Source organism: Pantoea sp. EKM101V (assembly GCF_011800325.1).
Classification (GTDB): domain Bacteria; phylum Pseudomonadota; class Gammaproteobacteria; order Enterobacterales; family Enterobacteriaceae; genus Pantoea; species Pantoea anthophila.
In genome coordinates, this window is record NZ_JAALFP010000007.1 from 243,141 (window position 1) to 266,607 (window position 23,467).

Sequence of the window (23,467 nt, forward strand, 5' to 3'; positions counted from 1 at the left end):
AGCCATGCCACGTTCTCTCAAGAAAGGTCCTTTTATTGACCTGCACTTGCTGAAGAAGGTAGAGAAAGCGGTGGAAAGCGGTGACAAGAAGCCTTTGCGCACTTGGTCCCGTCGTTCAACGATCTTTCCTAACATGATCGGTTTGACCATCGCTGTCCATAATGGTCGTCAGCACGTTCCTGTCTTTGTTTCCGACGAAATGGTTGGTCACAAACTGGGTGAATTCGCGCCGACACGTACTTATCGCGGTCACGCGGCTGATAAAAAAGCCAAGAAGAAATAAGTAGGAGGAAGAGATGGAAACTTTAGCTCAACATCGCCACGCTCGTTCTTCTGCTCAGAAGGTTCGCCTTGTTGCTGACCTGATTCGCGGTAAGAAAGTGTCGCAGGCACTGGACATTTTGACCTACACCAACAAGAAAGCGGCTGTACTGGTCAAGAAAGTTCTGGAATCTGCCATTGCTAACGCCGAACACAACGATGGCGCTGATATCGACGATCTGAAAATCACGAAAATTTTCGTTGATGAAGGTCCGACCATGAAACGCATTATGCCGCGTGCCAAAGGTCGTGCAGATCGCATCCTGAAGCGCACCAGCCACATTACTGTGGTTGTGTCCGATCGCTGAGACTCTGGAGACTAGCAATGGGTCAGAAAGTACATCCTAATGGTATTCGCCTGGGTATTGTAAAACCATGGAACTCTACCTGGTTTGCGAACACCAAAGAATTCGCTGACAACCTGGACAGCGATTTTAAAGTCCGTCAGTTTTTGACTAAAGAACTGGCTAAAGCGTCTGTCTCTCGTATCGTTATCGAGCGTCCAGCTAAGAGCATCCGTGTGACTATTCACACCGCTCGTCCTGGCATCGTTATCGGTAAGAAAGGCGAAGACGTAGAAAAACTGCGCACGGTCGTCGCGAACATCGCTGGCGTTCCTGCACAGATCAATATCGCCGAAGTCCGCAAGCCGGAACTGGACGCAAAACTGGTTGCTGACAGCATCACTTCACAGCTGGAGCGTCGTGTGATGTTCCGTCGTGCTATGAAGCGTGCGGTTCAGAACGCCATGCGTCTTGGCGCGAAGGGTATTAAAGTCGAAGTTAGCGGCCGTCTGGGCGGCGCCGAGATCGCACGTACCGAATGGTATCGTGAAGGTCGCGTACCGTTGCACACACTGCGTGCTGACATTGACTACAACACCTCTGAAGCGCACACCACTTATGGTGTAATCGGCGTTAAGGTATGGATCTTCAAAGGTGAGATCCTGGGTGGTATGGCTGCTGTTGAACAACCGGAACCGGCTGCTCAACCTAAAAAGCAGCAGCGTAAAGGCCGTAAGTAAGGAGAGTCGCTGATGTTACAACCAAAGCGTACAAAATTCCGTAAGGTGCACAAAGGCCGCAACCGCGGTCTGGCGCAGGGTACGGATGTTAGCTTCGGTACTTTCGGTCTGAAAGCTGTTGGCCGTGGTCGTCTGACTGCTCGTCAGATCGAAGCAGCACGTCGTGCTATGACCCGTGCAGTTAAGCGTCAAGGTAAGATCTGGATCCGAGTATTCCCGGACAAACCGATCACCGAGAAGCCGCTGGAAGTGCGTATGGGTAAAGGTAAGGGTAACGTTGAGTATTGGGTTGCCCTGATCCAGCCTGGTAAAGTCCTGTATGAAATGGACGGCGTACCAGAAGAGCTGGCCCGTGAAGCATTCAAGCTGGCAGCAGCAAAACTGCCTATCAAAACCACCTTTGTAACTAAGACGGTGATGTAATGAAAGCAACTGAGCTGCGTGAAAAAAGCGTTGAAGAGCTGAACACTGAGCTGCTTAATCTGCTGCGTGAGCAATTTAACCTGCGCATGCAGGCAGCATCTGGCCAACTGCAGCAGACTCATCTGCTGAAACAGGTTCGCCGTGATGTTGCACGCGTTAAGACTTTACTGACTGAGAAGGCGGGTTCGTAATGACCGATAAAATCCGTACTCTGCAGGGTCGTGTAGTAAGTGACAAAATGCAGAAATCTGCAGTTGTTGCTATCGAACGTTTCGTGAAACACCCGATCTACGGCAAATTCATTAAGCGTACGACCAAGCTGCACATCCATGACGAGAACAATGAATGTGGAATCGGCGACGTGGTAGAAATCCGCGAATGCCGTCCACTGTCCAAGACTAAATCCTGGACCCTGGTTCGCGTAATTGAGAAAGCCGTTCTGTAATAAGAACCGTTTTTTCTGAGGAAACCCTCTGCTTCGGCAGGGGGTTTTTTTTTGCCTCTGCCCCGGGATTGATCCATTTGTGTCCCCGGACATGCAGATTTGATAGTGCGCACAAATTCAACAGTTTCCCGGCGGTAAGCTGCGACTCTTCAGGCGGTCTGGCCTGAATGCATCGGGCTGAACAGGCCGGTGTCGTCATAACTGTACAAGGAAATGTGCCGTGAAAATGGAGAGTCCCGATCGCTTACGGCGGTCACTGCTGAAATTACCTTTGTTTGCTGCGTTGCCTGCTATTAGCTCTGCCAAAAGCTTGCCGCTATTATCGGAAAGCACACAATATCAACCTACAGGCAATAGCATGGAACGAACTCTGTTACTGAAGAACGCCGACTGTGTAGTTTGCATGGATGCTGACCGTCGGGAAATTCGCAACGCCTCTGTTCTGATCAAAGGAAATCAGATCGTGGCGGTCGGAGAAGCCGGAGCACTACCCGATAGCGCGGATGAGGTTATCGACCTGCGTGGGCACATTGTGATTCCGGGTCTGATCAATACGCATCACCATATGTATCAGAGCCTGACCCGCGCCATTCCGGCTGTGCAGAATGGCGAACTCTTTAACTGGCTGACTCACCTCTATCCTCTCTGGCAGAACCTGACACCTGAGATGATTCGTATCTCAACGCAGGTGTCGATGGCTGAACTGATACTCTCTGGCTGCACGACCACCAGTGATCATCTCTATGTCTATCCAAATGGCTGTCAGCTTGATGACAGTATTGAGGCTGCTGCCGTTATGGGAATGCGTTTCCATGCAAGCCGGGGCAGTATGAGCGTGGGGAAATCACGGGGCGGCTTACCGCCCGATAGCCTGGTGGAGAATGAAGCGGCAATTCTGAAAGATACGCAGCGGGTCATTGAGCGCTATCACGATGATAGCCATGGTTCAATGCTACGCATCGTGGTGGCTCCCTGTTCGCCATTCTCCGTCAGCCGGGAGCTGATGAAGCAGTCCGCCGCACTGGCCCGCAGTTTCAGCGTCTCGATGCACACGCATCTGGCAGAGAACGACAGCGACATCCGCTACAGTCGCGAAAAGTTTAATATGACTCCTGCGCAGTATGTTGAGGACCTCGGCTGGGTTGGCCAGGATGTCTGGCATGCTCACTGCGTCAAACTCGATCCACAGGGTATTGAACTCTTTGCCCGCACCGGAACGGGCATTGCCCATTGTCCCTGCTCAAATATGCGGCTCGGCTCAGGCATCGCCCCGATACGCCATATGTGCGATGCCGGTGTGCATGTCGGTCTCGGCGTGGATGGCTCTGCCTCCAATGACAGCTCAGATATGATGGCCGAGGTTCGTCAGGCGATGCTGCTACAGCGTGTCGGGTTTGGCCCGGATGCCATGACCGCACGGCAGGCTCTGGAGCTGGCAACGCTGGGCAGTGCAAAAGTGCTTAACCGTAATGATGTGGGGGCTGTTGCGCCTGGTATGATGGCTGACCTGGCGGTGTTTGACCTGAATCGGCCAGGCCTGGCTGGGGCAGGGCACGATCCGGTCGCCGCCCTGGTGTTCTGTAATCCGGGACAGGTTGCTTACAGCATCATTAACGGACAAGTCCGGGTACGTAAAGGAGAACTGGCCGGAATTGAACTGCCAGCGCTGCTGCGTCAGCACAACCAGCTGGCCACAAAACTGGCAGGCTGAGACAGAAGGGCACTTTATTTGGGGATCGACGAAAAATAAGGCAGATTACATTTGCTACTGTTCGCACTATTCCCTAGAATACGCCCTCCCTGTCATCAGGGAAAATCAGCGGCTCGATTGAGAGCCGTTTATTTTTTCTACCCATCTGTGAGAACCGGTGTTACAATGCCGCGCCCTCAATTATGGGGCTTTCTAACGACCTGAGGTTTAGGTCCCGAAGTAGTAGTTGACATTAGCGGAGCACTAAAATGATCCAAGAACAGACTATGCTGAACGTCGCCGACAACTCCGGTGCACGTCGCGTAATGTGTATCAAGGTTCTGGGTGGCTCGCACCGTCGCTACGCAGGCGTCGGTGACATCATCAAAGTTACCATCAAGGAAGCAATTCCTCGTGGTAAAGTCAAAAAAGGTGATGTCCTGAAGGCGGTAGTGGTGCGCACCAGGAAGGGTGTTCGTCGCCCGGACGGTTCTGTCATTCGCTTCGATGGTAATGCATGCGTTATTCTGAACAATAACAGTGAGCAGCCTATCGGTACGCGTATTTTTGGGCCGGTAACTCGTGAACTTCGTACTGAAAAGTTCATGAAAATTATCTCTCTGGCACCAGAAGTACTCTAAGGAGCGAACAATGGCAGCTAAAATCCGTCGTAACGACGAAGTTATCGTGTTGACCGGTAAAGATAAAGGTAAGCGCGGTAAGGTAAAGAATGTCCTGTCTTCTGGTAAGGTCATCGTTGAAGGTATCAACCTGGTGAAGAAACATCAGAAGCCGGTTCCGGCTCTGAACCAGCCAGGTGGCATCGTTGAAAAAGAAGCTGCTATTCAGGTTTCTAACGTTGCACTGTTCAACGCGGCAACTGGTAAGGCTGACCGTGTAGGCTTTAGATTCGAAGACGGCAAAAAAGTCCGTTTCTTCAAGTCTAACAGCGAAACTATCAAGTAATTTGGAGTAGTACGATGGCGAAACTGCATGATTACTACAAAGACGAAGTAGTCCAGAAACTCATGACAGAGTTTGGCTACAATTCTGTCATGCAAGTCCCTCGGGTCGAGAAGATCACCCTGAACATGGGTGTTGGTGAAGCGATCGCTGACAAGAAACTGCTGGATAACGCAGCAGCTGACCTGGCAGCAATCTCCGGTCAAAAACCGCTGGTCACCAAAGCACGCAAATCAGTTGCAGGCTTCAAAATCCGTCAGGGCTATCCGATCGGCTGTAAAGTAACTCTGCGTGGCGAGCGCATGTGGGAGTTCTTTGAGCGTCTGGTCACCATTGCTGTTCCACGTATCCGTGACTTCCGTGGCTTGTCCGCTAAGTCATTCGATGGTCGTGGCAACTACAGCATGGGTGTACGTGAGCAGATCATCTTCCCAGAAATCGACTACGACAAAGTCGATCGCGTTCGTGGTTTGGATATCACCATTACCACTACTGCGAAATCTGATGATGAAGGCCGTGCTCTGCTGGCTGCCTTTGACTTCCCGTTCCGTAAGTAAGGTAGGGTTACTTAATGGCTAAGCAATCTATGAAAGCACGTGAAGTTAAACGTGCAAAATTAGCAGACAAATTCTTCGCTAAACGCGCTGAACTGAAAGCGATCATCTCTGATGTGAACGCTTCCGACGAAGACCGTTGGGATGCTGTTCTGAAGCTGCAGAGTCTGCCGCGTGATTCCAGCCCTTCACGTCAGCGTAACCGCTGCCGTCAAACAGGTCGTCCGCACGGTTTCCTGCGGAAGTTTGGGTTGAGCCGTATCAAGGTCCGCGAAGCCGCCATGCGCGGTGAAATCCCGGGCCTGAAAAAGGCTAGCTGGTAATTGTCACCAATTGAATCACGGGAGTAACACAGATGAGCATGCAAGATCCGATCGCGGATATGCTGACCCGTATCCGTAACGGTCAGGCCGCGAACAAAGTTGCGGTCACCATGCCTTCCTCCAAGCTGAAATTGGCAATTGCCAACGTTCTGAAGGAAGAAGGTTATATTGAAGATTTCAAAATCGAAGGCGACATCAAGCTGGAACTGGAACTGACTCTTAAGTATTTCCAGGGTAAAGCTGTTGTAGAAAGCATTCAGCGAGTAAGCCGTCCTGGCCTGCGCATCTATAAGAAAAAAGATGAGCTGCCAAAGGTAATGGCTGGTATGGGCATCGCTGTAGTTTCTACATCCAAAGGTGTCATGACTGATCGTGCAGCGCGCCAGGCTGGTCTTGGTGGCGAAATTATCTGCTACGTAGCGTAATCGGAGGATACATATGTCTCGTGTTGCTAAAGCACCTGTCGTTGTTCCTGCCGGCGTAGAGGTAAAACTCGACGGTCAGGTAATTTCGATTAAAGGTAAAAACGGCGAGCTGACTCGTACTATCAATGATGCTGTTGAAGTTAAGCATGCTGACAACGCTCTGACTTTCGCTCCGCGCGAAGGTTTCGTTGACGGCTGGGCGCAGGCGGGTACTTCTCGCGCGCTGCTGAACGCAATGGTTATCGGTGTTACCGAAGGCTTCACTAAGAAGCTGCAGCTGGTTGGTGTAGGTTATCGTGCTGCCGTTAAAGGCGATATGGTTAACCTGTCACTGGGCTTTTCTCATCCAGTCGATCACCAGCTGCCCGCGGGTATCACTGCAGAATGCCCAACTCAGACTGAGATCGTGCTGAAAGGCGCTGATAAGCAGCTGATTGGTCAGGTTGCAGCAGACCTGCGCGCCTACCGTCGTCCTGAGCCTTATAAAGGCAAGGGTGTCCGTTACGCCGACGAAGTCGTGCGTACCAAAGAGGCTAAGAAGAAGTAAGGTAACACTATGGATAAGAAATCTGCTCGTATCCGTCGTGCGACCCGTGCACGTCGCAAGCTCAAAGAGCTGGGTGCTACTCGCCTGGTGGTACATCGTACCCCGCGTCATATTTACGCACAGGTAATCGCCCCGAACGGTTCCGAAGTTCTGGTCGCTGCTTCTACTGTAGAAAAAGCTATCACTGAACAACTGAAGTATACCGGTAATAAAGAAGCCGCAGCTGCAGTAGGTAAAGCTATCGCAGAACGCGCAATCGAAAAAGGCATCACAGGTGTTTCTTTCGACCGTTCCGGTTTCCAATATCATGGTCGCGTCCAGGCACTGGCAGATGCTGCCCGTGAAGCTGGCCTTCAGTTCTAAGGTAGAGGTCTAAGATGGCACACATCGAGAAACAAGCTGGCGAACTGCAGGAAAAACTGATCGCGGTAAACCGTGTTTCTAAAACTGTTAAAGGTGGTCGTATTTTCTCCTTCACAGCACTGACTGTGGTAGGCGATGGTAACGGTCGCGTAGGTTTTGGTTACGGTAAAGCGCGTGAAGTTCCAGCAGCGATCCAGAAAGCGATGGAGAAAGCCCGTCGCAACATGGTTAACGTCGCGCTGACCAACGGCACCCTGCAGCACCCTGTTAAAGGTGCACACACGGGTTCCCGCGTGTTCATGCAGCCGGCTTCAGAAGGTACCGGTATCATCGCCGGTGGTGCAATGCGCGCCGTTCTGGAAGTCGCTGGAGTTCATAACGTACTGGCAAAAGCCTATGGTTCTACTAACCCGATTAACGTGGTTCGTGCAACTATCGACGGCCTGGGCAATATGAAATCTCCGGAAATGGTCGCTGCTAAGCGTGGTAAATCCGTTGAAGAAATTCTGGGGTAATCACGATGGCTAAGACTATTAAAATCACTCAAACCCGTAGTTCAATCGGCCGCTTGCCTAAGCATAAAGCCACTCTGGTTGGCCTGGGTCTGCGTCGTATTGGTCATACCGTAGAGCGTGAAGACACGCCAGCTGTACGCGGCATGGTCAACGCGGTTTCCTACATGGTTAAAGTGGAGGAGTAAGAGATGCGTTTAAATACTCTGTCTCCGGCCGAAGGGTCTAAGCACGCTACTAAGCGTCTGGGTCGTGGTATCGGTTCTGGCCTCGGAAAAACCGGTGGTCGTGGTCACAAAGGTCAGAACTCACGTTCTGGCGGTGGCGTACGTCGCGGTTTCGAAGGTGGTCAGATGCCTCTGTACCGTCGTCTGCCGAAGTTCGGTTTCACCTCTCGCAAAGCAATGATCACTACAGAGATTCGTCTGTCTGATCTGGCGAAAGTTGAAGGCGGTATCGTCGACCTGAACGCGCTGAAAGCAGCCAACATTGTCGGTGTTCAGATTGAATTCGTTAAAGTAATTCTGTCTGGTGAAGTTTCTGCACCGGTAACGGTTCGCGGCCTGCGTGTCACCAAAGGTGCTCGTGCTGCAATCGAAGCTGCTGGCGGTAAAATCGAGGAATAAGTAGCAGATGGCTAAACAACCGGGATTAGATTTTCAAAGCGCCAAAGGCGGCTTTGGTGAGCTGAAACGCAGACTTCTGTTTGTCATCGGCGCACTGATTGTCTTCCGTATTGGCTCTTTTATTCCAATCCCTGGTATTGATGCCACTGTACTTGCCAAACTGCTTGAGCAACAGCGTGGCACCATCATTGAAATGTTTAACATGTTCTCTGGTGGTGCTCTCAGCCGTGCTTCTATTTTCGCACTGGGCATCATGCCGTATATCTCGGCATCGATCATTATCCAGTTATTAACGGTGGTTCATCCAGCGTTAGCGGAAATTAAGAAAGAAGGGGAGGCTGGCCGTCGTAAGATTAGCCAGTACACCCGATACGGTACGTTGGTATTGGCCATATTCCAGTCGATCGGTATTGCTACCGGTCTGCCGAATATGCCAGGGATGCAGGGTCTGGTGATGAATCCGGGCTTTGCGTTCTACTTTACCGCTGTTGTGAGTCTGGTCTCAGGAACAATGTTCCTGATGTGGCTGGGCGAACAGATTACTGAGCGGGGTATCGGTAACGGTATTTCGATCATTATCTTCGCAGGTATTGTTGCGGGTCTTCCGCCGGCCATTGGCCATACCATCGAGCAAGCGCGGCAAGGCGACCTGCACTTCCTTCTGTTGCTGTTGGTTGCAGTACTCGTATTCGCAGTGACCTACTTTGTTATCTTCGTTGAACGTGGACAGCGCCGCATTGTGGTGAACTACGCAAAACGTCAGCAGGGTCGTCGCGTTTACGCTGCACAGAGCACACATTTACCGTTGAAAGTGAATATGGCGGGTGTTATCCCGGCTATTTTTGCTTCCAGCATTATTCTGTTCCCGGCAACGATTGCATCGTGGTTTGGGGGCGGTACCGGTTGGAACTGGCTGACAACAATTTCGCTGTATTTGCAGCCAGGACAGCCGCTTTATGTGCTACTCTATGCGACTGCAATCATCTTCTTCTGTTTCTTCTATACGGCGTTGGTTTTCAACCCACGTGAAACAGCAGATAACCTGAAGAAGTCTGGTGCATTCGTACCGGGAATTCGTCCGGGAGAGCAAACGGCGAAGTATATTGATAAAGTAATGACGCGTTTGACCTTAATCGGCGCCCTGTACATTACTTTTATCTGCCTTATCCCGGAGTTCATGCGTGATGCGATGAAGGTTCCCTTCTACTTTGGCGGTACATCACTGCTTATCGTAGTTGTCGTCATCATGGACTTTATGGCTCAAGTGCAAACTCTGATGATGTCCAGTCAGTACGAGTCGGCACTGAAGAAAGCTAACCTGAAAGGCTACGGCCGTTAATTCAGTTGGTTGAGAAGTTACGGAGAGTAAAAATGAAAGTTCGTGCTTCCGTCAAGAGATTATGTCGTAACTGCAAAATCATTCGTCGCGACGGTGTCGTACGTGTGATCTGCAGCGCCGAGCCAAAGCATAAACAGCGCCAAGGCTGATTTTGTCACATATTTTTCTTGCAAAGTCGGGTTGAGCTGGCTAGATTAGCCAGCCAATCTTTTGTATGTCAGTACGTTTCCATTTGAGTATCCTGAAAACGGGCTTTTCAGCATGGGACGTGCTTGTTTAATTATAGGAGTGCATAGTGGCCCGTATAGCAGGCATTAACATTCCTGATCAAAAACATACCGTTATCGCATTAACTTCGATCTTCGGTATCGGTAAAACCCGTTCAAAAGCCATCTGCGCTTCAACGGGCATTGCTGAAAATGTTAAGATCAGTGAGCTGTCTGAAGAACAAATTGATCAGCTGCGTGATGCAGTTGCGAAATTCGTTGTTGAAGGTGATCTGCGCCGTGAAATCACCCTGAGCATCAAGCGTCTTATGGACCTTGGTTGCTACCGTGGTTTGCGCCATCGTCGTGGTCTTCCGGTTCGCGGTCAGCGTACCAAGACCAACGCACGTACCCGTAAGGGTCCGCGTAAACCGATCAAGAAATAATCGGGGTGAGTAAATAATGGCAAAGGCACCAGTTCGTGCACGCAAGCGTGTAAGAAAACAAGTCTCAGATGGCGTGGCTCATGTCCATGCTTCTTTTAACAACACCATCGTTACCATTACTGATCGTCAGGGTAACGCGCTGGGTTGGGCAACCGCCGGTGGTTCCGGTTTCCGCGGTTCACGTAAATCCACTCCGTTTGCTGCTCAGGTCGCTGCAGAGCGCTGTGCAGAAGCGGTAAAAGATTACGGAATTAAGAATCTGGAAGTTATGGTAAAGGGTCCGGGTCCAGGTCGCGAATCTACGATTCGTGCTTTGAACGCCGCTGGTTTCCGCATCACGAATATTACTGATGTGACTCCGATCCCTCATAACGGTTGTCGTCCGCCGAAAAAACGTCGCGTATAACGCCCGTTTTTTTAGGATAGTTGGAGAAAGAAAATGGCAAGATATTTGGGTCCTAAGCTCAAGCTGAGCCGTCGTGAGGGCACTGACTTATTCCTTAAGTCTGGCGTTCGCGCGATTGATTCCAAGTGTAAAATTGAACAAGCCCCTGGTCAGCATGGTGCGCGTAAACCGCGTCTGTCTGATTACGGCGGTCAGTTACGTGAGAAGCAGAAAGTTCGTCGTATCTACGGCGTGCTGGAGCGTCAGTTCCGTAACTATTACAAAGAAGCAGCTCGTCTGAAAGGCAACACCGGTGAAAACCTGTTGGCTCTGCTGGAAGGTCGTCTGGACAACGTAGTTTATCGTATGGGCTTCGGTGCCACGCGTGCAGAAGCACGTCAGCTGGTTAGCCACAAGTCTGTTCTGGTAAACGGCCGCGTTGTTAACATCGCTTCTTATCAGGTATCTCCGAATGATGTCGTTAGCATCCGTGAGAAAGCCAAAAAGCAATCTCGCGTGAAGGCCGCTCTGGAGCTGGCTGAGCAGCGTGAAAAGCCAACCTGGCTGGAAGTTGATGCGACTAAGATGGAAGGTGTGTTCAAGCGTATTCCTGAACGTACTGATCTGTCTGCGGACATTAACGAACACCTGATCGTCGAGCTTTACTCCAAGTAAAGCTTAGTACCAAAGAGAGGACACAATGCAGGGTTCTGTGACAGAGTTTCTAAAACCGCGCCTGGTAGATATCGAGCAAGTGAGTTCGACGCACGCCAAGGTGACCCTTGAGCCTTTAGAGCGTGGCTTTGGCCATACTCTTGGTAACGCACTGCGCCGTATTCTGCTTTCATCCATGCCGGGTTGCGCGGTGACCGAGGTTGAAATTGATGGTGTACTTCATGAGTACAGCACCAAAGAGGGCGTACAGGAAGATATCCTGGAAATCCTGCTCAACCTGAAAGGGCTGGCGGTAAGAGTTCAGGGTAAAGATGAAGTTATTCTGACCCTGAATAAATCTGGCATTGGCCCTGTGACTGCAGCCGACATTACCCATGATGGTGATGTCGAAATCGTCAAGCCTCAGCATGTCATCTGCCATCTGACCGATGAGAACGCGGCTATCAGCATGCGTATCAAAGTTCAGCGTGGTCGTGGCTATGTGCCGGCTTCTGCCCGAATTCATTCGGAAGAAGATGAGCGCCCAATCGGCCGCCTGTTAGTTGACGCTTGCTACAGCCCTGTAGACCGTATCGCCTACAATGTTGAAGCAGCGCGTGTAGAGCAGCGCACCGACCTGGACAAGCTGGTCATCGAAATGGAAACCAACGGCACAATCGATCCTGAAGAGGCGATTCGTCGTGCGGCGACCATTCTGGCTGAACAACTTGAAGCTTTCGTTGACTTACGTGATGTACGTCAGCCGGAAGTTAAAGAAGAGAAACCAGAATTCGATCCGATCCTGCTGCGCCCTGTTGACGATCTGGAATTGACTGTCCGCTCTGCTAACTGCCTTAAGGCAGAAGCTATCCACTACATCGGTGATCTGGTACAGCGTACCGAGGTTGAGCTGCTTAAAACGCCTAACCTGGGTAAAAAATCTCTTACTGAGATTAAAGATGTGCTCGCTTCACGTGGTCTGTCTCTGGGCATGCGCCTTGAGAACTGGCCACCGGCAAGCATTGCTGATGAATAAACCGATCACAGGTTAAGGTTTCACTGAGAAGGATAAGGTCATGCGCCATCGTAAGAGTGGTCGTCAACTGAACCGCAACAGCAGCCATCGTCAGGCTATGTTCCGCAACATGGCCGGTTCTCTGGTTCGTCATGAGATCATCAAAACGACTCTGCCGAAAGCCAAAGAACTGCGTCGCGTAGTTGAGCCGCTGATTACTCTTGCCAAGACCGACAACGTAGCTAATCGTCGTCTGGCATTCGCCCGTACTCGTGATAACGAGATCGTGGCAAAACTGTTTAATGAGCTGGGCCCGCGTTTTGCGAGCCGTGCTGGTGGTTACACTCGTATTCTGAAGTGTGGCTTCCGTGCTGGTGACAACGCTCCGATGGCTTACATCGAGCTGGTTGATCGTCCAGAAGCTCAAGCAGAAGCAGCCGCAGAGTAATCTGCAGCAACGTAAAAAACCCGCTTCGGCGGGTTTTTTATTGCCTGAAATTCGCTACCTTAGAATGACGCTTCTATTTTTGAGGGCATCTGTTATGTGGCTGGTAGACGAACTTGCTGAACAGCACATCAAAGCGGCACTGGAAAAAGGCGAACTCAGTAACCTTCCTGGCTCTGGCAAACCGCTACAGCTGGATGATGACAGTCATGTCCCTCCGGAGTTAAGGGCAGGGTATCGACTGCTGAAAAATTCTGGCTTTCTGCCCCCCGAGCTGGAGTTAAGGCGTGAGGCGATGGAAGTCAACGATCTGATTCGCCAGCTGGATCCTGCGGATCGTGGCTATCAGGATCACTGTCACCGGCTTCAGGTGCTGGAGCTGCGCTTGCGACAGGCGGGCATGAGTACCGATTTTCTTCATGGAAACTACGCTACCGCGATACGCCACCATTTCCGCGAGGAGGAGTAGATGTTCCGCATAGGTCAGTTAGCAAAGCTTGCTGAGGTAACGCCTGACACCATCCGTTTTTATGAAAAGCAGCAGATGATGGATCATGGTGAGCGTACCGAAGGTGGTTTTCGCCTCTACAGCGAAGGCGATCTGCAGCGTCTGAAATTTATTCGCCACGGTCGTAAGCTCGGCTTCAGTCTGGAAGCGATCCGGGAACTTCTGTCAATCCGGGTCGATCCGGCACATCACACCTGCCAGGAGTCAAAAGCGATCGTTGAGAAACGGCTGGATGAAGTGGCGCAGATGATAGCGGAACTTGAGTCGATGCAGCGTTCTCTGCGTATTCTTTCGGACGCCTGTTGTGGTCGCAGCCACAGTAGCATTTCGTGCTCAATTCTGGAGGCACTGGAGCGGGGAGAGGCTTCAGATAAACAAGGGTCTTGTGATTTTACCGTAAAGGAATAGAGTATCAGACCATCTCAACAGGAGGCGTTATGAGTAAATATCAGCATACCAGGGGGCAAATCCGCGATAACGCGATTGAGGCTCTGTTACACGACCCGCTTTTCCGTCAGCGCATTGAGCAGAAACAAAAGGGTAAGGGCAGCTTCAGACGAAAGGAAAAACACAACAAGGGGCAGGGATGGGAGGGCAGTGATAAGAAAGCGTCTTATCACTGCCCTTCTTCTTTACCATTAAAAAACCGCCTCAGAGGCGGTTTGTTCACTATACGCGAGTATTCTGCTGTTTAAGCAGGTCGCGAATTTCAGTCAGCAGCACTTCTTCGTTTGAAGGTTTAGGTGCAGGCTTCTCAACTTCTTTTTTCTTGTAGAGACGGTTCATCAGTTTGATCGCCATAAAGATGGCAAAGGCAATGATGACAAAGTCGAAGATACTCTGCAGGAAGATACCATACTGCATAACGACGGCAGGCGTGTCGCCAACAGCAGGCTTGAGCACCCAGGCAAACGATTTGAAATCGACACCACCGATCAATAAGCCCAACGGTGGCATAATGATGTTAGCCACTAATGATGAGACGATCTTACCAAACGCAGCGCCGATGATGACACCGACGGCCAGATCCATCACATTCCCGCGCATTGCAAAATCACGAAACTCTTTGATTAAACTCATACTTAACTCCTCTCCTTGCCAGTGTCATAAAGTCTAACAAACCTTGCTGTTTTTTCCATAAGCGCAGCCAAACAGGTGGCTGTTTTGCCTGACTCCCCCCGACTGAAAATCAATACAGGATTTACAGGAAGAAAGGACTTGGCTGGAAGAGCCGCTCAACATCCGACACGAATTTCTTATCGGTCAGGAACATGATCACATGGTCACCCTGCTCGATACGCAGGTTGTCATTGGCAATCATCACATCATCGCCGCGCACTACCGCACCAATGATGGTACCCGGGGGCAGTTTGATATCATCTATTGCGCGGCCCACCACCCGTGATGTCGATTCGTCACCGTGCGCTATCGCTTCGATCGCCTCAGCGATGCCGCGACGCAGCGAGGAGACACCCACGATGTCCGCTTTACGGACATGGCCCAGCAGGGCAGAGATGGTGGCCTGCTGAGGGGAAATCGCGATATCGATAACACTGCCCTGCACCAGATCCACATAAGCGCGACGCTGAATCAGCACCATGACTTTTTTGGCGCCCATCTTTTTCGCCAGCATGGCTGACATGATGTTGGCTTCATCATCATTGGTGACCGCAATGAACAGGTCAACCTGCTCGACATGCTCCTCCGCAAGCAACTCCTGGTCTGACGCATCGCCATAAAAGACGACGGTATCATGAAGATGTTCAGCCAGTTCTGCGGCCCGCTGAGGATTACGCTCGATCAGCTTCACGCTGTAGTGCTTCTCCAGCTGCTGTGCCAGACCAAAACCGATATTGCCGCCTCCCACTAACATGATGCGCTTGTAAGGCTTTTCCAGCCGCTGCATTTCGCTCATTACTGCACGAATATTCTGGCTGGCCGCGATGAAAAACACTTCATCACCTGCCTCGACGATGGTCGAACCCTGGGGACGAATCGGACGGTCCTGACGGAAGATAGCGGCGACACGGGTATCGATGTGCGGCATATGCTCACGCAGGATCGAAAGCGGATTCCCGACCAGAGGCCCGCCATAATACGCTTTGACTACGGCCAGGCTGACTTTGCCTTCGGCAAAATTCACCACCTGCAGTGCGCCCGGATACTGGATCAAACGGTAGATATTATCGATGACCAGCTGCTCTGGTGAGATCAGATGGTCGATAGGAACGGCTTCCGGCATAAAAAGCTTATCTGCATCGCGCAGATAGTCCGCCGCACGAATACGGGCGATACGGTTCGGCGTATTGAAAAGCGAGTAAGCAATCTGACAGGCAATCATGTTGGTTTCATCCGAACTGGTAACGGCAACCAGCATGTCGGCGTCTTCAGCGCCCGCCTCACGCAGGATGCGCGGATGTGAACCGTGTCCCTGCACTACACGCAGATCGAACTTATCCTGCAGATGACGCAGGCGTGCCGAATCGGTATCAACGACTGTGATATCGTTGTTTTCACCCACCAGATTCTCTGCCAGCGTTCCGCCTACCTGACCTGCGCCCAGAATGATTATTTTCATCGCTTATCAATACTCATATCAGTGTGAACCCGAATTTTTTATCAGCTTAGCGTAGAAGAAACCATCTCCGCCTTCAGCATCCGGAAAGACCTGTAACCCGCTCGCCGGTGCATCCCTGAGCGGCTCCGCCTGCGCATCGTGCTGTCGCTGCAGGAAAGCCTCAATCTGCTGGTGGTTCTCTTCAGGCAGGATGGAACAGGTGGCATAAATCAGCGTGCCGCCGGGTTTAAGGTGCAGCCAGATAGCGTCCAGGATCTCACGCTGCAGCTTTGCCAGCTCAGCGATATCGCGATCGCGGCGCAGCCACTTAATATCGGGATGTCGGCGGATAACGCCGGTTGCAGAGCAGGGCGCATCCAGCAGGATACGGTCAAACTGCCGATCGCCACACCACTGCTGCGGTGTCCGTCCGTCCCCCTGTTTGACCTCCGCTTTCATGCCCAGTCGCTGCAGATTCTCATCAACGCGTTTAAGACGCTGCGCATCCACATCGACAGCCAGCACGTCGGCGTCCGGCGCGATCTCAAGGATATGGGTCGTTTTACCACCGGGGGCCGCACATAAATCCAGAATCTGCTCGCCATTCTGAGGTTCGAGCAGCAGAGCGCAGCGCTGGGCTGATAAATCCTGTACGGTCACCCAGCCCTGATCAAAGCCGGGCAACTGGCTGACCGGGGCGGGGGCATCAAGCCGCAACGCATCCGGAACATCGGCAGCCGGCTGTGCATTTCTGCCGCTTTCAGTCAGCATGGTCAGCCAGGCGTCACGTGAATGATGCTGACGGTTAACCCGCAGCCACATCGGCGGACGCAGATTATTTGCTTCGACGATATGCTCCCACTGTTCCGGCCAGGCGTGCTGCAATCGCTTAAGCAGCCAGCCCGGATGGAGATAACGTTGTGGGCCATCCTGAATGCTGGCGAGTAACGTTTCACGCTGGCGCTGAAACTGGCGCAATACCCCGTTTAATAACCCTTTCAGGCTGGTGCGCTTCAGCACCTCTGCGCCCGCGACGGTTTCAGCCAGTGCAGCGTGGGCTGGCACCCGGGTATATTCCAGCTGATAAAGTCCGACCATGATCAGATAGTGAAGAACCCGCTGTTTACCGGTCAGTGGACGTTCCATCAGTTTGCCAATCAGCGCTTCCAGCTGCGGCAGTGTGCGCAGAACACCAAAACAGATCTCCTGTACTAATGCGCTATCCTTGTCGGTGAGTTTTTTCTGGGCGGCAGGCAGAACCGTATTCAGGGATTCGCCTTTGTCCACAACGCGCTCAATCAGTTGGGCGGAGAGGCTACGCAGGTTGGTTGATTTAGTCATAGGGTTTTGTCATCAAACAAAAAGCCCGGTAAGTCACCGGGCCAGAGAGTCAGTCCAGAAGGGTTCCAGGTTCGAACCACTCCCGACGCGAGTTGAGAAGATCCTGAGCCGACATCGGTTTTTTACCGGCGGGCTGCAACTGCACCAGATTCAATACGCCCTCGGCGGTCGCGACCTGGATGCCCTGCTTATCTGCAGCGATAATTTCACCCGGTGCATGGTCGCGGTGAGGCAGTACGGTAGCCTGCCAGACTTTCACCGGCTGGTCGTCAATCGTGAAAAAGCTCATCGGCCAGGGATTAAAGGCGCGGATACAGCGCTCAAGCTGTTCTGCGGGCAGTCTCCAGTCAAGACGCGCCTCCTCTTTGCTCAGCTTCTCAGCGTAGCTGGCGAGTGCTTCATCCTGTTTTTCGGGCGAGGCCTGCTGCGTGTTGAGTAACGTCAGCGTATCCAGCAGCCCCTGCGGGCCGAGCTGGGCCAGTCTGTCATACAGAGTGGCACTGGTGTCCTGGGGGGTAATCGGGCACGCCAGTTTATGCAGCATATCGCCGGTATCTAAACCCACATCCATCTGCATGATGGTGACGCCAGTTTCACTGTCGCCAGCCCAGAGCGCACGCTGAATCGGCGCGGCACCACGCCAGCGGGGGAGCAGCGAACCGTGGACATTGATGCAGCCCAGACGCGGCATATCCAGCACTGCCCTGGGCAGAATTAATCCATACGCCACGACAACCATCACATCGGCCTGCAGGTCAGCAACCAGCTGCTGATTCTCTTCAGGTCGCAGTGACTTTGGCTGAAACACCGGAATGTCATGAGCCAGCGCCAGCGTTTTGACCGAGCCAGGCGTGAGTTTGTTGCCGCGACCCGCAGGGCGGTCGGGCTGAGTAAAGACACCGATAACCTGATGCTCAGAAGCAAGCAGCGCGTCAAGATGACGCGCTGCAAAGTCAGGAGTGCCGGCAAAAATGATTTTTAGCGGGGCAGACACGTTTATCCCTTTTTAAGATCTCAGGAAGCCTGGGCGTTCTGACGCGCCAGTTTCTCTAATCTGGTTTTGATCCGCTGACGCTTCAGAGGCGACAGATAATCAATAAACAGTTTGCCTTCCAGATGATCGATTTCATGCTGGATACAGATGGCGAGTAAGTCGCTGGCTTCCAGTTCGAAACTGTTACCGTCGCGATCCAGCGCGCGAACTTTTACGCGCTCAGCACGCGGGACAAACGCACGCTGTTCCGGAATCGACAGGCAGCCCTCTTCAATACCGGTTTCACCGCTTTTTTCCAGCAGCTCAGGGTTAATCAGGACTAAACGCTCTTCACGACTTTCAGAGACATCAATCACGATGATGCGCTGATGAATATCGACCTGCGTCGCCGCAAGACCGATGCCCTCTTCGGCATACATCGTCTCGAACATATCATCGACGATACGCTGAATGTCTGCGTTAACTTCTTTAACGGGCGCGGCGACTTTGCGAAGGCGCTCGTCAGGAAAATGTAATACCTGCAAAACTGACATAAATATCCAGATCTGTATTCGGTTAGGAAAAGATTACTGCCTCATATTGTAGACTTTCTGAGACCTGATTGACAGCATTGTGCGGCAGGAAGCCGGGGCAATCAGGGAGCAGCAAATGGACAAAATAGCGCAGTATCTGCGGCTGGCCGCGGTGTGTGGAATGACAGGAAAGCGCTGGCTGACCGTGGCGCAGCAGCTGGGCGATGCACCGGCAGACAGCGGGAAACTTATGCGGCTGGGGTTAGACGCTGTGCAGTGTCAGCAATACGCTGATCTGCCTGAAAAAACGATCACTGATGTGCAGCACTGGTTAGCGCGCAGTCCTGCCCATCATCTGATCACTGCGCTGGACGCCGCCTATCCTGCCCGCCTCAGGGAAACCAGTCGCTTTCCGCCGCTGCTTTACATCCACGGCGATCCGGCCGTCATCACTACCCCACAGCTGGCAGTCGTGGGCAGCCGGAACGGCTCACCCAATGGCCGTTACTGGGGCGAATGGTTTACCCGGCACCTGAGCCTCAGCGGGCTGACCATCACCAGCGGACTGGCGCGGGGGATTGATGGCGTTGCGCATCAGGCGGCACTGAGTACCGGCGGCAAAACGGTAGCCATATTAGGCAGCGGGCTGCAGCGGCTCTATCCCCGACAGCATGTCCGCCTTGCCGCAGAGATTGTTGAGCAGGGCGGTGCCGTGGTGTCTGAGTTTCCGCTGAACACCATTCCTCATCCGCTCAACTTTCCGCGTCGCAATCGGATCATCAGCGGCCTGAGTCTGGGCGTGCTGGTGGTGGAAGCCTCGCTGAAGAGTGGTTCACTGGTGACCGCTCGCTATGCGCTGGAGCAAAACCGCAATATTTATGCACTACCTGGCGCGCTCGGCAACCCGTTAAGCGAAGGGGTCAACTGGCTGATTCAGCAGGGGGCCCTGCTGGTGGCACATCCCAACAACATTCTGGAGGATCTGGCTGGGGCACTGAACTGGCTGCCTGTGACACAGGATGACGAAATTTATTCTGAACCAGGTGACGATGCTCCATTGCCATTTGCTGATGTGTTGGCTAACGTAGGTGATGAGGTTACACCTGTTGACGTTGTCGCTGAACGTGCCGGCCAATCTGTGCCAGTTATCTCAGCTCAATTGCTGGAACTGGAGTTAGCAGGATGGATCGCAGCTGTACCCGGCGGCTATGTCCGATTGAGGAGGGCATGCCATGTTCGACGTACTCATGTACTTGTTTGAGACCTATATCCACAACGAAGCAGAAATGGGTGTTGATCAGGACAGATTGACAGATGACCTGACGGATGCCGGGTTCCATCGTGAAGATATTTACAGTGCGCTTAACTGGCTGGAAAGACTGGCGGATTATCAGGAAGGACTGGTTGCGCCAATTTTACTGACCAACGATCCGCTCTCTATGCGTATTTATACCGACGAAGAGAGTAAACGTTTAGATGCCGAAAGCCGCGGTTTCCTGCTCTTCCTGGAGCAGATTCAGGTGCTGAATCTGGAAACCCGTGAGATGGTCATCGAACGTGTCATGGCGCTGGATACCTCTGAGTTTGATCTGGAGGACCTCAAATGGGTGGTGCTGATGGTGTTGTTCAACATCCCGGGATGTGAAAATGCCTATCAGCAGATGGAAGAACTGCTATTCGACGTCAATGAAGGTATGCTGCATTAAATTTCCTTTCATGCATTTATCGCTATGAGTAAAGCTGCACTCTTCACCGTGCGTAAACAGGATCCCTGCCCCGCTTGCGGGGCAGAACTGGTTATCCGCTCGGGTAAACATGGCCCTTTTCTGGGATGCGCCAACTATCCGGCATGTGACTACATCCGGCCCTTAAAAGGGCAGGCCGATGGCCATGTGGTTAAAGTGCTGGAGGGCCACGCCTGTCCTGAATGCGGGGCCGATAAAGTGTTGCGGCAGGGCCGTTATGGCATGTTTATTGGCTGTAGCCACTATCCTGAATGCGGCTACAGTGAAACCATCGACAAACCGGACGAAACGACGCTGGCGTGTCCACAGTGCCACGAAGGCCGGCTGGTTCAGCGGCGTTCCCGTTATGGCAAAACGTTCCACTCCTGTGATCGTTATCCCGCCTGCCAGTTTGTCGTCAACCTGACGCCCGTGGCCGGGGTCTGTGCCTGGTGTCAGTTTCCATTGCTGGTTGAAAAAAAGACAGCGCAGGGGGTTAAACGCTTCTGCGCCAGTAAAAGTTGTGGCAAAGCCATTGCTGAAGAGAATGAATAGATCATGGAAAATCAACACCTCGCCGATTCACTTGAGCGCTGCGTAGCAGAGCTGAATCGTCAGGCGGTCATCGCCTATCCCACTGAAGCCGTATTTGGTCTGGGCTGCGACCCTGACAGTGAATCTGCCGTCATGGCGCTGCTGGCGCTGAAACAGCGTCCGGTAGAAAAGGGACTCATTCTGATCGCAGCTGATTATTCCCAGCTTGAACCCTATATCTCCGATCGCGAACTCTCTGTGATCCAGCGTGAGCGCATGTTCGCCTGCTGGCCCGGCCCGGTGACCTTTGTCGTCCCGGTTCCTCCCCAGACGCCCCGCTGGCTGACCGGACAGTTCGACTCGCTGGCGATACGGGTCAGTGACCATCCGGATGTGCAGGCGCTTTGCCGTGCATTTGGTAAACCGCTGGTTTCAACGAGCGCCAATCTGTCAGGACAGCCTCCCTGCCGTACGGCAGAAGAAGTGTATAAGCAATTTGGTGAGGAGTTCCCGGTTCTGTCCGGGAAAACGGGGGGACGACTCAATCCTTCAGAAATCCGCGATGTAATCAGCGGCGAACTTATACGTCAGGGTTAACTCATGGATCAATTCGCCGTTTTCGGTAATCCGATCAGCCACAGTAAATCTCCGCTGATCCATCAGGCTTTTGCTGAACAGACTGGCATCGTTCATCGATATGGCCGGATCTGTGCGCCGGTTGACGGATTTCGCGATGCGCTGACAACCTTTTTTGCACAGGGCGGTCGTGGCGCCAACGTGACCCTGCCTTTTAAACAGCAGGCCTGGGAGTTTGCCGATCAACTCAGTGAACGCGCGGCCCTGTCCGGCGCCGTTAATACGGTAAAAAAGCTCAGCGACGGGCAGATCCTGGGTGACAACACCGATGGTATCGGCCTGTTAAGCGATCTTGAACGGCTGAAGATGATCAATGCGGGCGACAATGTTCTGCTGGTGGGCGCAGGTGGAGCGGCGCGCGGTGTGATTCATCCTTTGCTTTCGTCAGGGGTGACACTCACCGTGGTAAACCGTACCGCCGAACGGGCAGAGGAGCTGGCTGGCCTGTTCGCGAAGAGCGGCACTATCCGTGTAGCTGCGTTTAATCAACTGGCGGAACAGCGTTTCGACCTTATCATCAATGCGACTTCAAGCGGTGTAGAGGGGAAAACACCCCCTTTACCTGCAGAGCTGATCCATCCCGGCGTACACTGCTATGACATGTTCTATCAAAGCGGGCTGACGCCTTTCCTGCTCTGGTGTCAGACGCAGGGAGCGCACGCTCTGGCGGATGGTGTGGGAATGCTGGTGGGGCAGGCGGCGCATGCCTTCTATATATGGCATGGCGTGATGCCGGACGTTGCGCCGGTCATTGCTCAGCTGAAACAGGCTATGCAGCCATGAATCAGGCGATTCAGTTTCCTGACGATGAAACCTATGACGCTGAACGGGATGCCGTCTGCTTCCCGGTACTGGTTAACGGTATGCGGTTGATCTGTGCGATCAGCCGTATGTCGCTGACGTCACGCTTTGGCGAAGGGGAGGCGATGGCGCTGTTTCAGCACCATCGCTGGGATCTCGAAGATGAAGCCGAAGCGGCCATTCGTCAGGAGCGTGTTGATGCTCAGGGCTGGGTCTGGTTATCTCCCGCCAGGTAATCATTTTTCCAGCCGACATAGTTATTCGCCGAATAGCGTAATCCTTCCTTCTCCTGGTCGTTCAGCGGCCTGATCTGTCTGACCGGACTGCCCAGATAGAGATAGCCGCTCTCCAGCCGTTTACCTGGAGGGACCAGACTGCCTGCCCCAATCATGACCTCTTCTTCTACTATTACGCCATCAAGCAGAATCGAGCCCATCCCGATAAGCACACGATCGCCGATAGTGCAGCCATGCAGCATCGCTTTGTGCCCGACCGTGACATCCTCGCCAATAATCAGCGGGAAGCCTTCCGGGTTAGCGGCAGATTTATGTGTGACGTGCAGAACACTGCCATCCTGCACATTAGTACGGGCACCGATGCGAACCTGATTCACGTCTCCCCGGATGACGACCAGCGGCCAGATGCTCACGTCATCGGCCATGATGACATCACCCACCACAACACTAGCTGGATCGACCATGACGCGCTGGCCAGTTTGTGGAAAGCGATCTTTATAAGGACGTAAGGCGGAAGTCATTGTGTTCTCCTTTATTCTGTTTGCTCAGCAGCCTGATGTGATTTTAGCCAGCTGACTAGCCTATTCTGGCCTGGATCGCTGGTGATCTCATCAATCTGGATCATTTATAACCGTTCAGAAAAAAGATCCAAAAAAAGGGTTGTGCTCTGAAACGGGATCCCTATAATGCGCCTCCATCGACACGGCACACCGGCAACGGGAAACGGGTTGAAGGTTCAGGAGACTGAGCCGCCGGAGAAAAACTTCTGAAAAAGAGGTTGACTCTGAAGGAGGAAAGCGTAATATACGCCACCTCGCGACAGGACGCTAACGCACTGTTCGCACTGCTCTTTAACAATTTATCAGACAATCTGTGTGGGCACTCGCAGGATTGATATCAGCGTCTTCGGACGCACAA

39 protein-coding genes are annotated in these 23,467 nt (G+C 52.6%); 33 read left to right on the forward strand and 6 right to left on the reverse strand.

Annotated elements, in window-relative coordinates:
- Positions 1-4: 4 nt before the first annotated feature.
- The 27 genes from rpsS (at position 5) to HFD92_RS13630 (ending at position 13,909) form a co-directional block, all read left to right on the forward strand.
- The gene (rpsS, locus tag HFD92_RS13500; protein ID WP_001138115.1) at positions 5-283 is read left to right on the forward strand and encodes a 30S ribosomal protein S19; all 279 of its coding nucleotides are present in this window, start codon (positions 5-7) and stop codon (positions 281-283) included.
- A gap of 13 nt (positions 284-296) precedes the next feature.
- Positions 297-629, forward strand: a complete 333-nt coding sequence (gene rplV, locus HFD92_RS13505) for a 50S ribosomal protein L22 (RefSeq protein WP_008927136.1) — start codon at positions 297-299, stop codon at positions 627-629.
- Between the two features lie 17 nt (positions 630-646).
- Positions 647-1,345, forward strand: coding sequence for a 30S ribosomal protein S3 (gene rpsC, locus HFD92_RS13510; protein ID WP_009087585.1), 699 nt, complete (start codon positions 647-649; stop codon positions 1,343-1,345).
- Positions 1,346-1,357: 12 nt separating this feature from the next.
- Positions 1,358-1,768 (forward strand): 50S ribosomal protein L16, encoded by a 411-nt coding sequence (rplP, locus tag HFD92_RS13515; protein ID WP_002438716.1) that lies wholly within the window; start codon positions 1,358-1,360, stop codon positions 1,766-1,768.
- Entirely contained in the window at positions 1,768-1,959 is a 192-nt protein-coding gene (gene rpmC / locus HFD92_RS13520) for a 50S ribosomal protein L29 (RefSeq protein WP_003850146.1), read from the forward strand. The genes rplP and rpmC overlap by 1 nt, the downstream gene beginning before the upstream one ends.
- On the forward strand, positions 1,959-2,213 hold the full coding sequence (gene rpsQ, locus HFD92_RS13525; RefSeq protein ID WP_003850147.1) for a 30S ribosomal protein S17: 255 nt from the start codon (positions 1,959-1,961) through the stop codon (positions 2,211-2,213). The genes rpmC and rpsQ overlap by 1 nt, the downstream gene beginning before the upstream one ends.
- A gap of 358 nt (positions 2,214-2,571) precedes the next feature.
- Positions 2,572-3,924, forward strand: a complete 1,353-nt coding sequence (locus HFD92_RS13530; protein ID WP_140925504.1) for an 8-oxoguanine deaminase — start codon at positions 2,572-2,574, stop codon at positions 3,922-3,924.
- A gap of 248 nt (positions 3,925-4,172) precedes the next feature.
- On the forward strand, positions 4,173-4,544 hold the full coding sequence (gene rplN / locus HFD92_RS13535) for a 50S ribosomal protein L14 (RefSeq protein ID WP_006120590.1): 372 nt from the start codon (positions 4,173-4,175) through the stop codon (positions 4,542-4,544).
- 10 nt (positions 4,545-4,554) lie between these two features.
- The gene (gene rplX / locus HFD92_RS13540) at positions 4,555-4,869 is read left to right on the forward strand and encodes a 50S ribosomal protein L24 (protein ID WP_003850150.1); all 315 of its coding nucleotides are present in this window, start codon (positions 4,555-4,557) and stop codon (positions 4,867-4,869) included.
- A 14-nt stretch (positions 4,870-4,883) separates the two neighbouring features.
- Entirely contained in the window at positions 4,884-5,423 is a 540-nt protein-coding gene (gene rplE, locus HFD92_RS13545; RefSeq protein WP_003850155.1) for a 50S ribosomal protein L5, read from the forward strand.
- Positions 5,424-5,437: 14 nt separating this feature from the next.
- The gene (gene rpsN, locus HFD92_RS13550) at positions 5,438-5,743 is read left to right on the forward strand and encodes a 30S ribosomal protein S14 (protein ID WP_008927132.1); all 306 of its coding nucleotides are present in this window, start codon (positions 5,438-5,440) and stop codon (positions 5,741-5,743) included.
- Positions 5,744-5,775: 32 nt separating this feature from the next.
- Entirely contained in the window at positions 5,776-6,168 is a 393-nt protein-coding gene (rpsH, locus tag HFD92_RS13555; protein WP_003850158.1) for a 30S ribosomal protein S8, read from the forward strand.
- A gap of 13 nt (positions 6,169-6,181) precedes the next feature.
- Positions 6,182-6,715 carry a 50S ribosomal protein L6 gene (gene rplF, locus HFD92_RS13560; protein WP_009087581.1) on the forward strand — a complete coding sequence of 178 codons (534 nt, stop codon included), beginning with the start codon at positions 6,182-6,184 and terminating at the stop codon, positions 6,713-6,715.
- A gap of 9 nt (positions 6,716-6,724) precedes the next feature.
- Positions 6,725-7,078: a 50S ribosomal protein L18 gene (gene rplR, locus HFD92_RS13565; protein WP_003850163.1), complete on the forward strand. Its 354-nt coding sequence runs from the start codon at positions 6,725-6,727 to the stop codon at positions 7,076-7,078.
- A 14-nt stretch (positions 7,079-7,092) separates the two neighbouring features.
- Positions 7,093-7,593: a 30S ribosomal protein S5 gene (gene rpsE / locus HFD92_RS13570; RefSeq protein WP_003850164.1), complete on the forward strand. Its 501-nt coding sequence runs from the start codon at positions 7,093-7,095 to the stop codon at positions 7,591-7,593.
- A gap of 5 nt (positions 7,594-7,598) precedes the next feature.
- On the forward strand, positions 7,599-7,778 hold the full coding sequence (gene rpmD, locus HFD92_RS13575) for a 50S ribosomal protein L30 (RefSeq protein WP_003850166.1): 180 nt from the start codon (positions 7,599-7,601) through the stop codon (positions 7,776-7,778).
- A 3-nt stretch (positions 7,779-7,781) separates the two neighbouring features.
- Complete coding sequence (rplO, locus tag HFD92_RS13580; protein WP_009087579.1) at positions 7,782-8,216, forward strand: 50S ribosomal protein L15; 435 nt, start codon at positions 7,782-7,784, stop codon at positions 8,214-8,216.
- 7 nt (positions 8,217-8,223) lie between these two features.
- Positions 8,224-9,555, forward strand: a complete 1,332-nt coding sequence (secY, locus tag HFD92_RS13585; protein WP_009087577.1) for a preprotein translocase subunit SecY — start codon at positions 8,224-8,226, stop codon at positions 9,553-9,555.
- A 32-nt stretch (positions 9,556-9,587) separates the two neighbouring features.
- Positions 9,588-9,704: a 50S ribosomal protein L36 gene (gene rpmJ, locus HFD92_RS13590; RefSeq protein WP_010252805.1), complete on the forward strand. Its 117-nt coding sequence runs from the start codon at positions 9,588-9,590 to the stop codon at positions 9,702-9,704.
- Positions 9,705-9,850: 146 nt separating this feature from the next.
- Positions 9,851-10,207 carry a 30S ribosomal protein S13 gene (rpsM, locus tag HFD92_RS13595; RefSeq protein ID WP_003850176.1) on the forward strand — a complete coding sequence of 119 codons (357 nt, stop codon included), beginning with the start codon at positions 9,851-9,853 and terminating at the stop codon, positions 10,205-10,207.
- Positions 10,208-10,223: 16 nt separating this feature from the next.
- Positions 10,224-10,613, forward strand: a complete 390-nt coding sequence (gene rpsK, locus HFD92_RS13600) for a 30S ribosomal protein S11 (protein WP_004160563.1) — start codon at positions 10,224-10,226, stop codon at positions 10,611-10,613.
- 33 nt (positions 10,614-10,646) lie between these two features.
- Complete coding sequence (gene rpsD, locus HFD92_RS13605) at positions 10,647-11,267, forward strand: 30S ribosomal protein S4 (RefSeq protein ID WP_008927131.1); 621 nt, start codon at positions 10,647-10,649, stop codon at positions 11,265-11,267.
- A gap of 25 nt (positions 11,268-11,292) precedes the next feature.
- Entirely contained in the window at positions 11,293-12,282 is a 990-nt protein-coding gene (gene rpoA / locus HFD92_RS13610; RefSeq protein WP_003850179.1) for a DNA-directed RNA polymerase subunit alpha, read from the forward strand.
- Between the two features lie 40 nt (positions 12,283-12,322).
- Positions 12,323-12,709: a 50S ribosomal protein L17 gene (gene rplQ, locus HFD92_RS13615; RefSeq protein ID WP_009087575.1), complete on the forward strand. Its 387-nt coding sequence runs from the start codon at positions 12,323-12,325 to the stop codon at positions 12,707-12,709.
- A 94-nt stretch (positions 12,710-12,803) separates the two neighbouring features.
- On the forward strand, positions 12,804-13,175 hold the full coding sequence (locus HFD92_RS13620) for a DUF1992 domain-containing protein (RefSeq protein ID WP_167429101.1): 372 nt from the start codon (positions 12,804-12,806) through the stop codon (positions 13,173-13,175).
- Entirely contained in the window at positions 13,176-13,622 is a 447-nt protein-coding gene (gene zntR, locus HFD92_RS13625) for a Zn(2+)-responsive transcriptional regulator (RefSeq protein ID WP_167429102.1), read from the forward strand.
- A 29-nt stretch (positions 13,623-13,651) separates the two neighbouring features.
- Positions 13,652-13,909 carry an alternative ribosome-rescue factor A gene (locus tag HFD92_RS13630; RefSeq protein WP_167429103.1) on the forward strand — a complete coding sequence of 86 codons (258 nt, stop codon included), beginning with the start codon at positions 13,652-13,654 and terminating at the stop codon, positions 13,907-13,909.
- Here the strand turns inward: HFD92_RS13630 and mscL are convergent.
- The 5 genes from mscL to def form a co-directional block, all read right to left on the reverse strand.
- Complete coding sequence (mscL, locus tag HFD92_RS13635; RefSeq protein ID WP_009087564.1) at positions 13,884-14,294, reverse strand: large-conductance mechanosensitive channel protein MscL; 411 nt, start codon at positions 14,292-14,294, stop codon at positions 13,884-13,886. The two genes, HFD92_RS13630 and mscL, sit on opposite strands and share 26 nt — an antisense overlap.
- Before the next feature lie 121 nt (positions 14,295-14,415).
- Positions 14,416-15,792 (reverse strand): Trk system potassium transporter TrkA, encoded by a 1,377-nt coding sequence (gene trkA, locus HFD92_RS13640; RefSeq protein WP_009087562.1) that lies wholly within the window; start codon positions 15,790-15,792, stop codon positions 14,416-14,418.
- An 18-nt stretch (positions 15,793-15,810) separates the two neighbouring features.
- Positions 15,811-17,112: a 16S rRNA (cytosine(967)-C(5))-methyltransferase RsmB gene (gene rsmB, locus HFD92_RS13645; RefSeq protein WP_167429104.1), complete on the reverse strand. Its 1,302-nt coding sequence runs from the start codon at positions 17,110-17,112 to the stop codon at positions 15,811-15,813.
- 49 nt (positions 17,113-17,161) lie between these two features.
- The gene (gene fmt / locus HFD92_RS13650) at positions 17,162-18,106 is read right to left on the reverse strand and encodes a methionyl-tRNA formyltransferase (RefSeq protein WP_167429105.1); all 945 of its coding nucleotides are present in this window, start codon (positions 18,104-18,106) and stop codon (positions 17,162-17,164) included.
- 20 nt (positions 18,107-18,126) lie between these two features.
- Positions 18,127-18,639: a peptide deformylase gene (gene def, locus HFD92_RS13655; protein WP_009087556.1), complete on the reverse strand. Its 513-nt coding sequence runs from the start codon at positions 18,637-18,639 to the stop codon at positions 18,127-18,129.
- A gap of 115 nt (positions 18,640-18,754) precedes the next feature.
- On the opposite strand from def, the gene dprA reads away from it, so the two are divergent.
- Genes dprA through HFD92_RS13685 form a run of 6 tightly spaced genes read left to right on the forward strand, consistent with a single transcriptional unit; the run spans position 18,755 to position 22,549 of the window.
- Entirely contained in the window at positions 18,755-19,879 is a 1,125-nt protein-coding gene (dprA, locus tag HFD92_RS13660) for a DNA-protecting protein DprA (protein ID WP_167429106.1), read from the forward strand.
- Entirely contained in the window at positions 19,851-20,324 is a 474-nt protein-coding gene (smg, locus tag HFD92_RS13665; RefSeq protein WP_009087552.1) for a DUF494 family protein Smg, read from the forward strand. Before dprA ends, smg begins: the two co-directional genes overlap by 29 nt.
- A 24-nt stretch (positions 20,325-20,348) precedes the next feature.
- On the forward strand, positions 20,349-20,897 hold the full coding sequence (locus HFD92_RS13670) for a topoisomerase DNA-binding C4 zinc finger domain-containing protein (protein ID WP_046100690.1): 549 nt from the start codon (positions 20,349-20,351) through the stop codon (positions 20,895-20,897).
- Positions 20,898-20,900: 3 nt separating this feature from the next.
- A complete protein-coding gene (tsaC, locus tag HFD92_RS13675) occupies positions 20,901-21,473 on the forward strand; it encodes an L-threonylcarbamoyladenylate synthase type 1 TsaC (RefSeq protein ID WP_046100689.1) in 573 nt (190 codons plus the stop codon).
- A 3-nt stretch (positions 21,474-21,476) separates the two neighbouring features.
- A complete protein-coding gene (aroE, locus tag HFD92_RS13680; protein ID WP_167429107.1) occupies positions 21,477-22,295 on the forward strand; it encodes a shikimate dehydrogenase in 819 nt (272 codons plus the stop codon).
- A complete protein-coding gene (locus tag HFD92_RS13685) occupies positions 22,292-22,549 on the forward strand; it encodes a DUF1488 domain-containing protein (RefSeq protein WP_009087545.1) in 258 nt (85 codons plus the stop codon). The genes aroE and HFD92_RS13685 overlap by 4 nt, the downstream gene beginning before the upstream one ends.
- Here HFD92_RS13685 and HFD92_RS13690 read toward each other — a convergent pair.
- On the reverse strand, positions 22,516-23,070 hold the full coding sequence (locus tag HFD92_RS13690; RefSeq protein WP_009087543.1) for a gamma carbonic anhydrase family protein: 555 nt from the start codon (positions 23,068-23,070) through the stop codon (positions 22,516-22,518). The two genes, HFD92_RS13685 and HFD92_RS13690, sit on opposite strands and share 34 nt — an antisense overlap.
- Positions 23,071-23,467 lie beyond the last annotated feature (397 nt).

Bases quoted from the DNA above. Each gene is read 5' to 3' on its own strand.
- rpmJ (WP_010252805.1), top strand. From the start codon at position 9,588: ATGAAAGTTCGTGCTTCCGTCAAGAGATTATGTCGTAACTGCAAAATC.
- trkA (WP_009087562.1), bottom strand. From the start codon at position 15,792: ATGAAAATAATCATTCTGGGCGCAGGTCAGGTAGGCGGAACGCTGGCA.
- rpsS (WP_001138115.1), top strand. From the start codon at position 5: ATGCCACGTTCTCTCAAGAAAGGTCCTTTTATTGACCTGCACTTGCTG.
- rpsC (WP_009087585.1), top strand. From the start codon at position 647: ATGGGTCAGAAAGTACATCCTAATGGTATTCGCCTGGGTATTGTAAAA.
- rplF (WP_009087581.1), top strand. From the start codon at position 6,182: ATGTCTCGTGTTGCTAAAGCACCTGTCGTTGTTCCTGCCGGCGTAGAG.
- rplQ (WP_009087575.1), top strand. From the start codon at position 12,323: ATGCGCCATCGTAAGAGTGGTCGTCAACTGAACCGCAACAGCAGCCAT.
- rpsQ (WP_003850147.1), top strand. From the start codon at position 1,959: ATGACCGATAAAATCCGTACTCTGCAGGGTCGTGTAGTAAGTGACAAA.
- HFD92_RS13630 (WP_167429103.1), top strand. From the start codon at position 13,652: ATGAGTAAATATCAGCATACCAGGGGGCAAATCCGCGATAACGCGATT.
- HFD92_RS13530 (WP_140925504.1), top strand. From the start codon at position 2,572: ATGGAACGAACTCTGTTACTGAAGAACGCCGACTGTGTAGTTTGCATG.
- rpmC (WP_003850146.1), top strand. From the start codon at position 1,768: ATGAAAGCAACTGAGCTGCGTGAAAAAAGCGTTGAAGAGCTGAACACT.
- HFD92_RS13620 (WP_167429101.1), top strand. From the start codon at position 12,804: ATGTGGCTGGTAGACGAACTTGCTGAACAGCACATCAAAGCGGCACTG.
- rpsE (WP_003850164.1), top strand. From the start codon at position 7,093: ATGGCACACATCGAGAAACAAGCTGGCGAACTGCAGGAAAAACTGATC.
- smg (WP_009087552.1), top strand. From the start codon at position 19,851: ATGTTCGACGTACTCATGTACTTGTTTGAGACCTATATCCACAACGAA.
- rpoA (WP_003850179.1), top strand. From the start codon at position 11,293: ATGCAGGGTTCTGTGACAGAGTTTCTAAAACCGCGCCTGGTAGATATC.
- rsmB (WP_167429104.1), bottom strand. From the start codon at position 17,112: ATGACTAAATCAACCAACCTGCGTAGCCTCTCCGCCCAACTGATTGAG.
- mscL (WP_009087564.1), bottom strand. From the start codon at position 14,294: ATGAGTTTAATCAAAGAGTTTCGTGATTTTGCAATGCGCGGGAATGTG.
- HFD92_RS13670 (WP_046100690.1), top strand. From the start codon at position 20,349: ATGAGTAAAGCTGCACTCTTCACCGTGCGTAAACAGGATCCCTGCCCC.
- rplR (WP_003850163.1), top strand. From the start codon at position 6,725: ATGGATAAGAAATCTGCTCGTATCCGTCGTGCGACCCGTGCACGTCGC.
- HFD92_RS13685 (WP_009087545.1), top strand. From the start codon at position 22,292: ATGAATCAGGCGATTCAGTTTCCTGACGATGAAACCTATGACGCTGAA.
- rpsD (WP_008927131.1), top strand. From the start codon at position 10,647: ATGGCAAGATATTTGGGTCCTAAGCTCAAGCTGAGCCGTCGTGAGGGC.
- rplX (WP_003850150.1), top strand. From the start codon at position 4,555: ATGGCAGCTAAAATCCGTCGTAACGACGAAGTTATCGTGTTGACCGGT.
- rpsH (WP_003850158.1), top strand. From the start codon at position 5,776: ATGAGCATGCAAGATCCGATCGCGGATATGCTGACCCGTATCCGTAAC.
- rplV (WP_008927136.1), top strand. From the start codon at position 297: ATGGAAACTTTAGCTCAACATCGCCACGCTCGTTCTTCTGCTCAGAAG.
- zntR (WP_167429102.1), top strand. From the start codon at position 13,176: ATGTTCCGCATAGGTCAGTTAGCAAAGCTTGCTGAGGTAACGCCTGAC.
- dprA (WP_167429106.1), top strand. From the start codon at position 18,755: ATGGACAAAATAGCGCAGTATCTGCGGCTGGCCGCGGTGTGTGGAATG.
- aroE (WP_167429107.1), top strand. From the start codon at position 21,477: ATGGATCAATTCGCCGTTTTCGGTAATCCGATCAGCCACAGTAAATCT.
- HFD92_RS13690 (WP_009087543.1), bottom strand. From the start codon at position 23,070: ATGACTTCCGCCTTACGTCCTTATAAAGATCGCTTTCCACAAACTGGC.
- def (WP_009087556.1), bottom strand. From the start codon at position 18,639: ATGTCAGTTTTGCAGGTATTACATTTTCCTGACGAGCGCCTTCGCAAA.
- rplN (WP_006120590.1), top strand. From the start codon at position 4,173: ATGATCCAAGAACAGACTATGCTGAACGTCGCCGACAACTCCGGTGCA.
- rplP (WP_002438716.1), top strand. From the start codon at position 1,358: ATGTTACAACCAAAGCGTACAAAATTCCGTAAGGTGCACAAAGGCCGC.
- rplO (WP_009087579.1), top strand. From the start codon at position 7,782: ATGCGTTTAAATACTCTGTCTCCGGCCGAAGGGTCTAAGCACGCTACT.
- tsaC (WP_046100689.1), top strand. From the start codon at position 20,901: ATGGAAAATCAACACCTCGCCGATTCACTTGAGCGCTGCGTAGCAGAG.
- rpmD (WP_003850166.1), top strand. From the start codon at position 7,599: ATGGCTAAGACTATTAAAATCACTCAAACCCGTAGTTCAATCGGCCGC.
- rpsK (WP_004160563.1), top strand. From the start codon at position 10,224: ATGGCAAAGGCACCAGTTCGTGCACGCAAGCGTGTAAGAAAACAAGTC.
- rplE (WP_003850155.1), top strand. From the start codon at position 4,884: ATGGCGAAACTGCATGATTACTACAAAGACGAAGTAGTCCAGAAACTC.
- rpsN (WP_008927132.1), top strand. From the start codon at position 5,438: ATGGCTAAGCAATCTATGAAAGCACGTGAAGTTAAACGTGCAAAATTA.
- secY (WP_009087577.1), top strand. From the start codon at position 8,224: ATGGCTAAACAACCGGGATTAGATTTTCAAAGCGCCAAAGGCGGCTTT.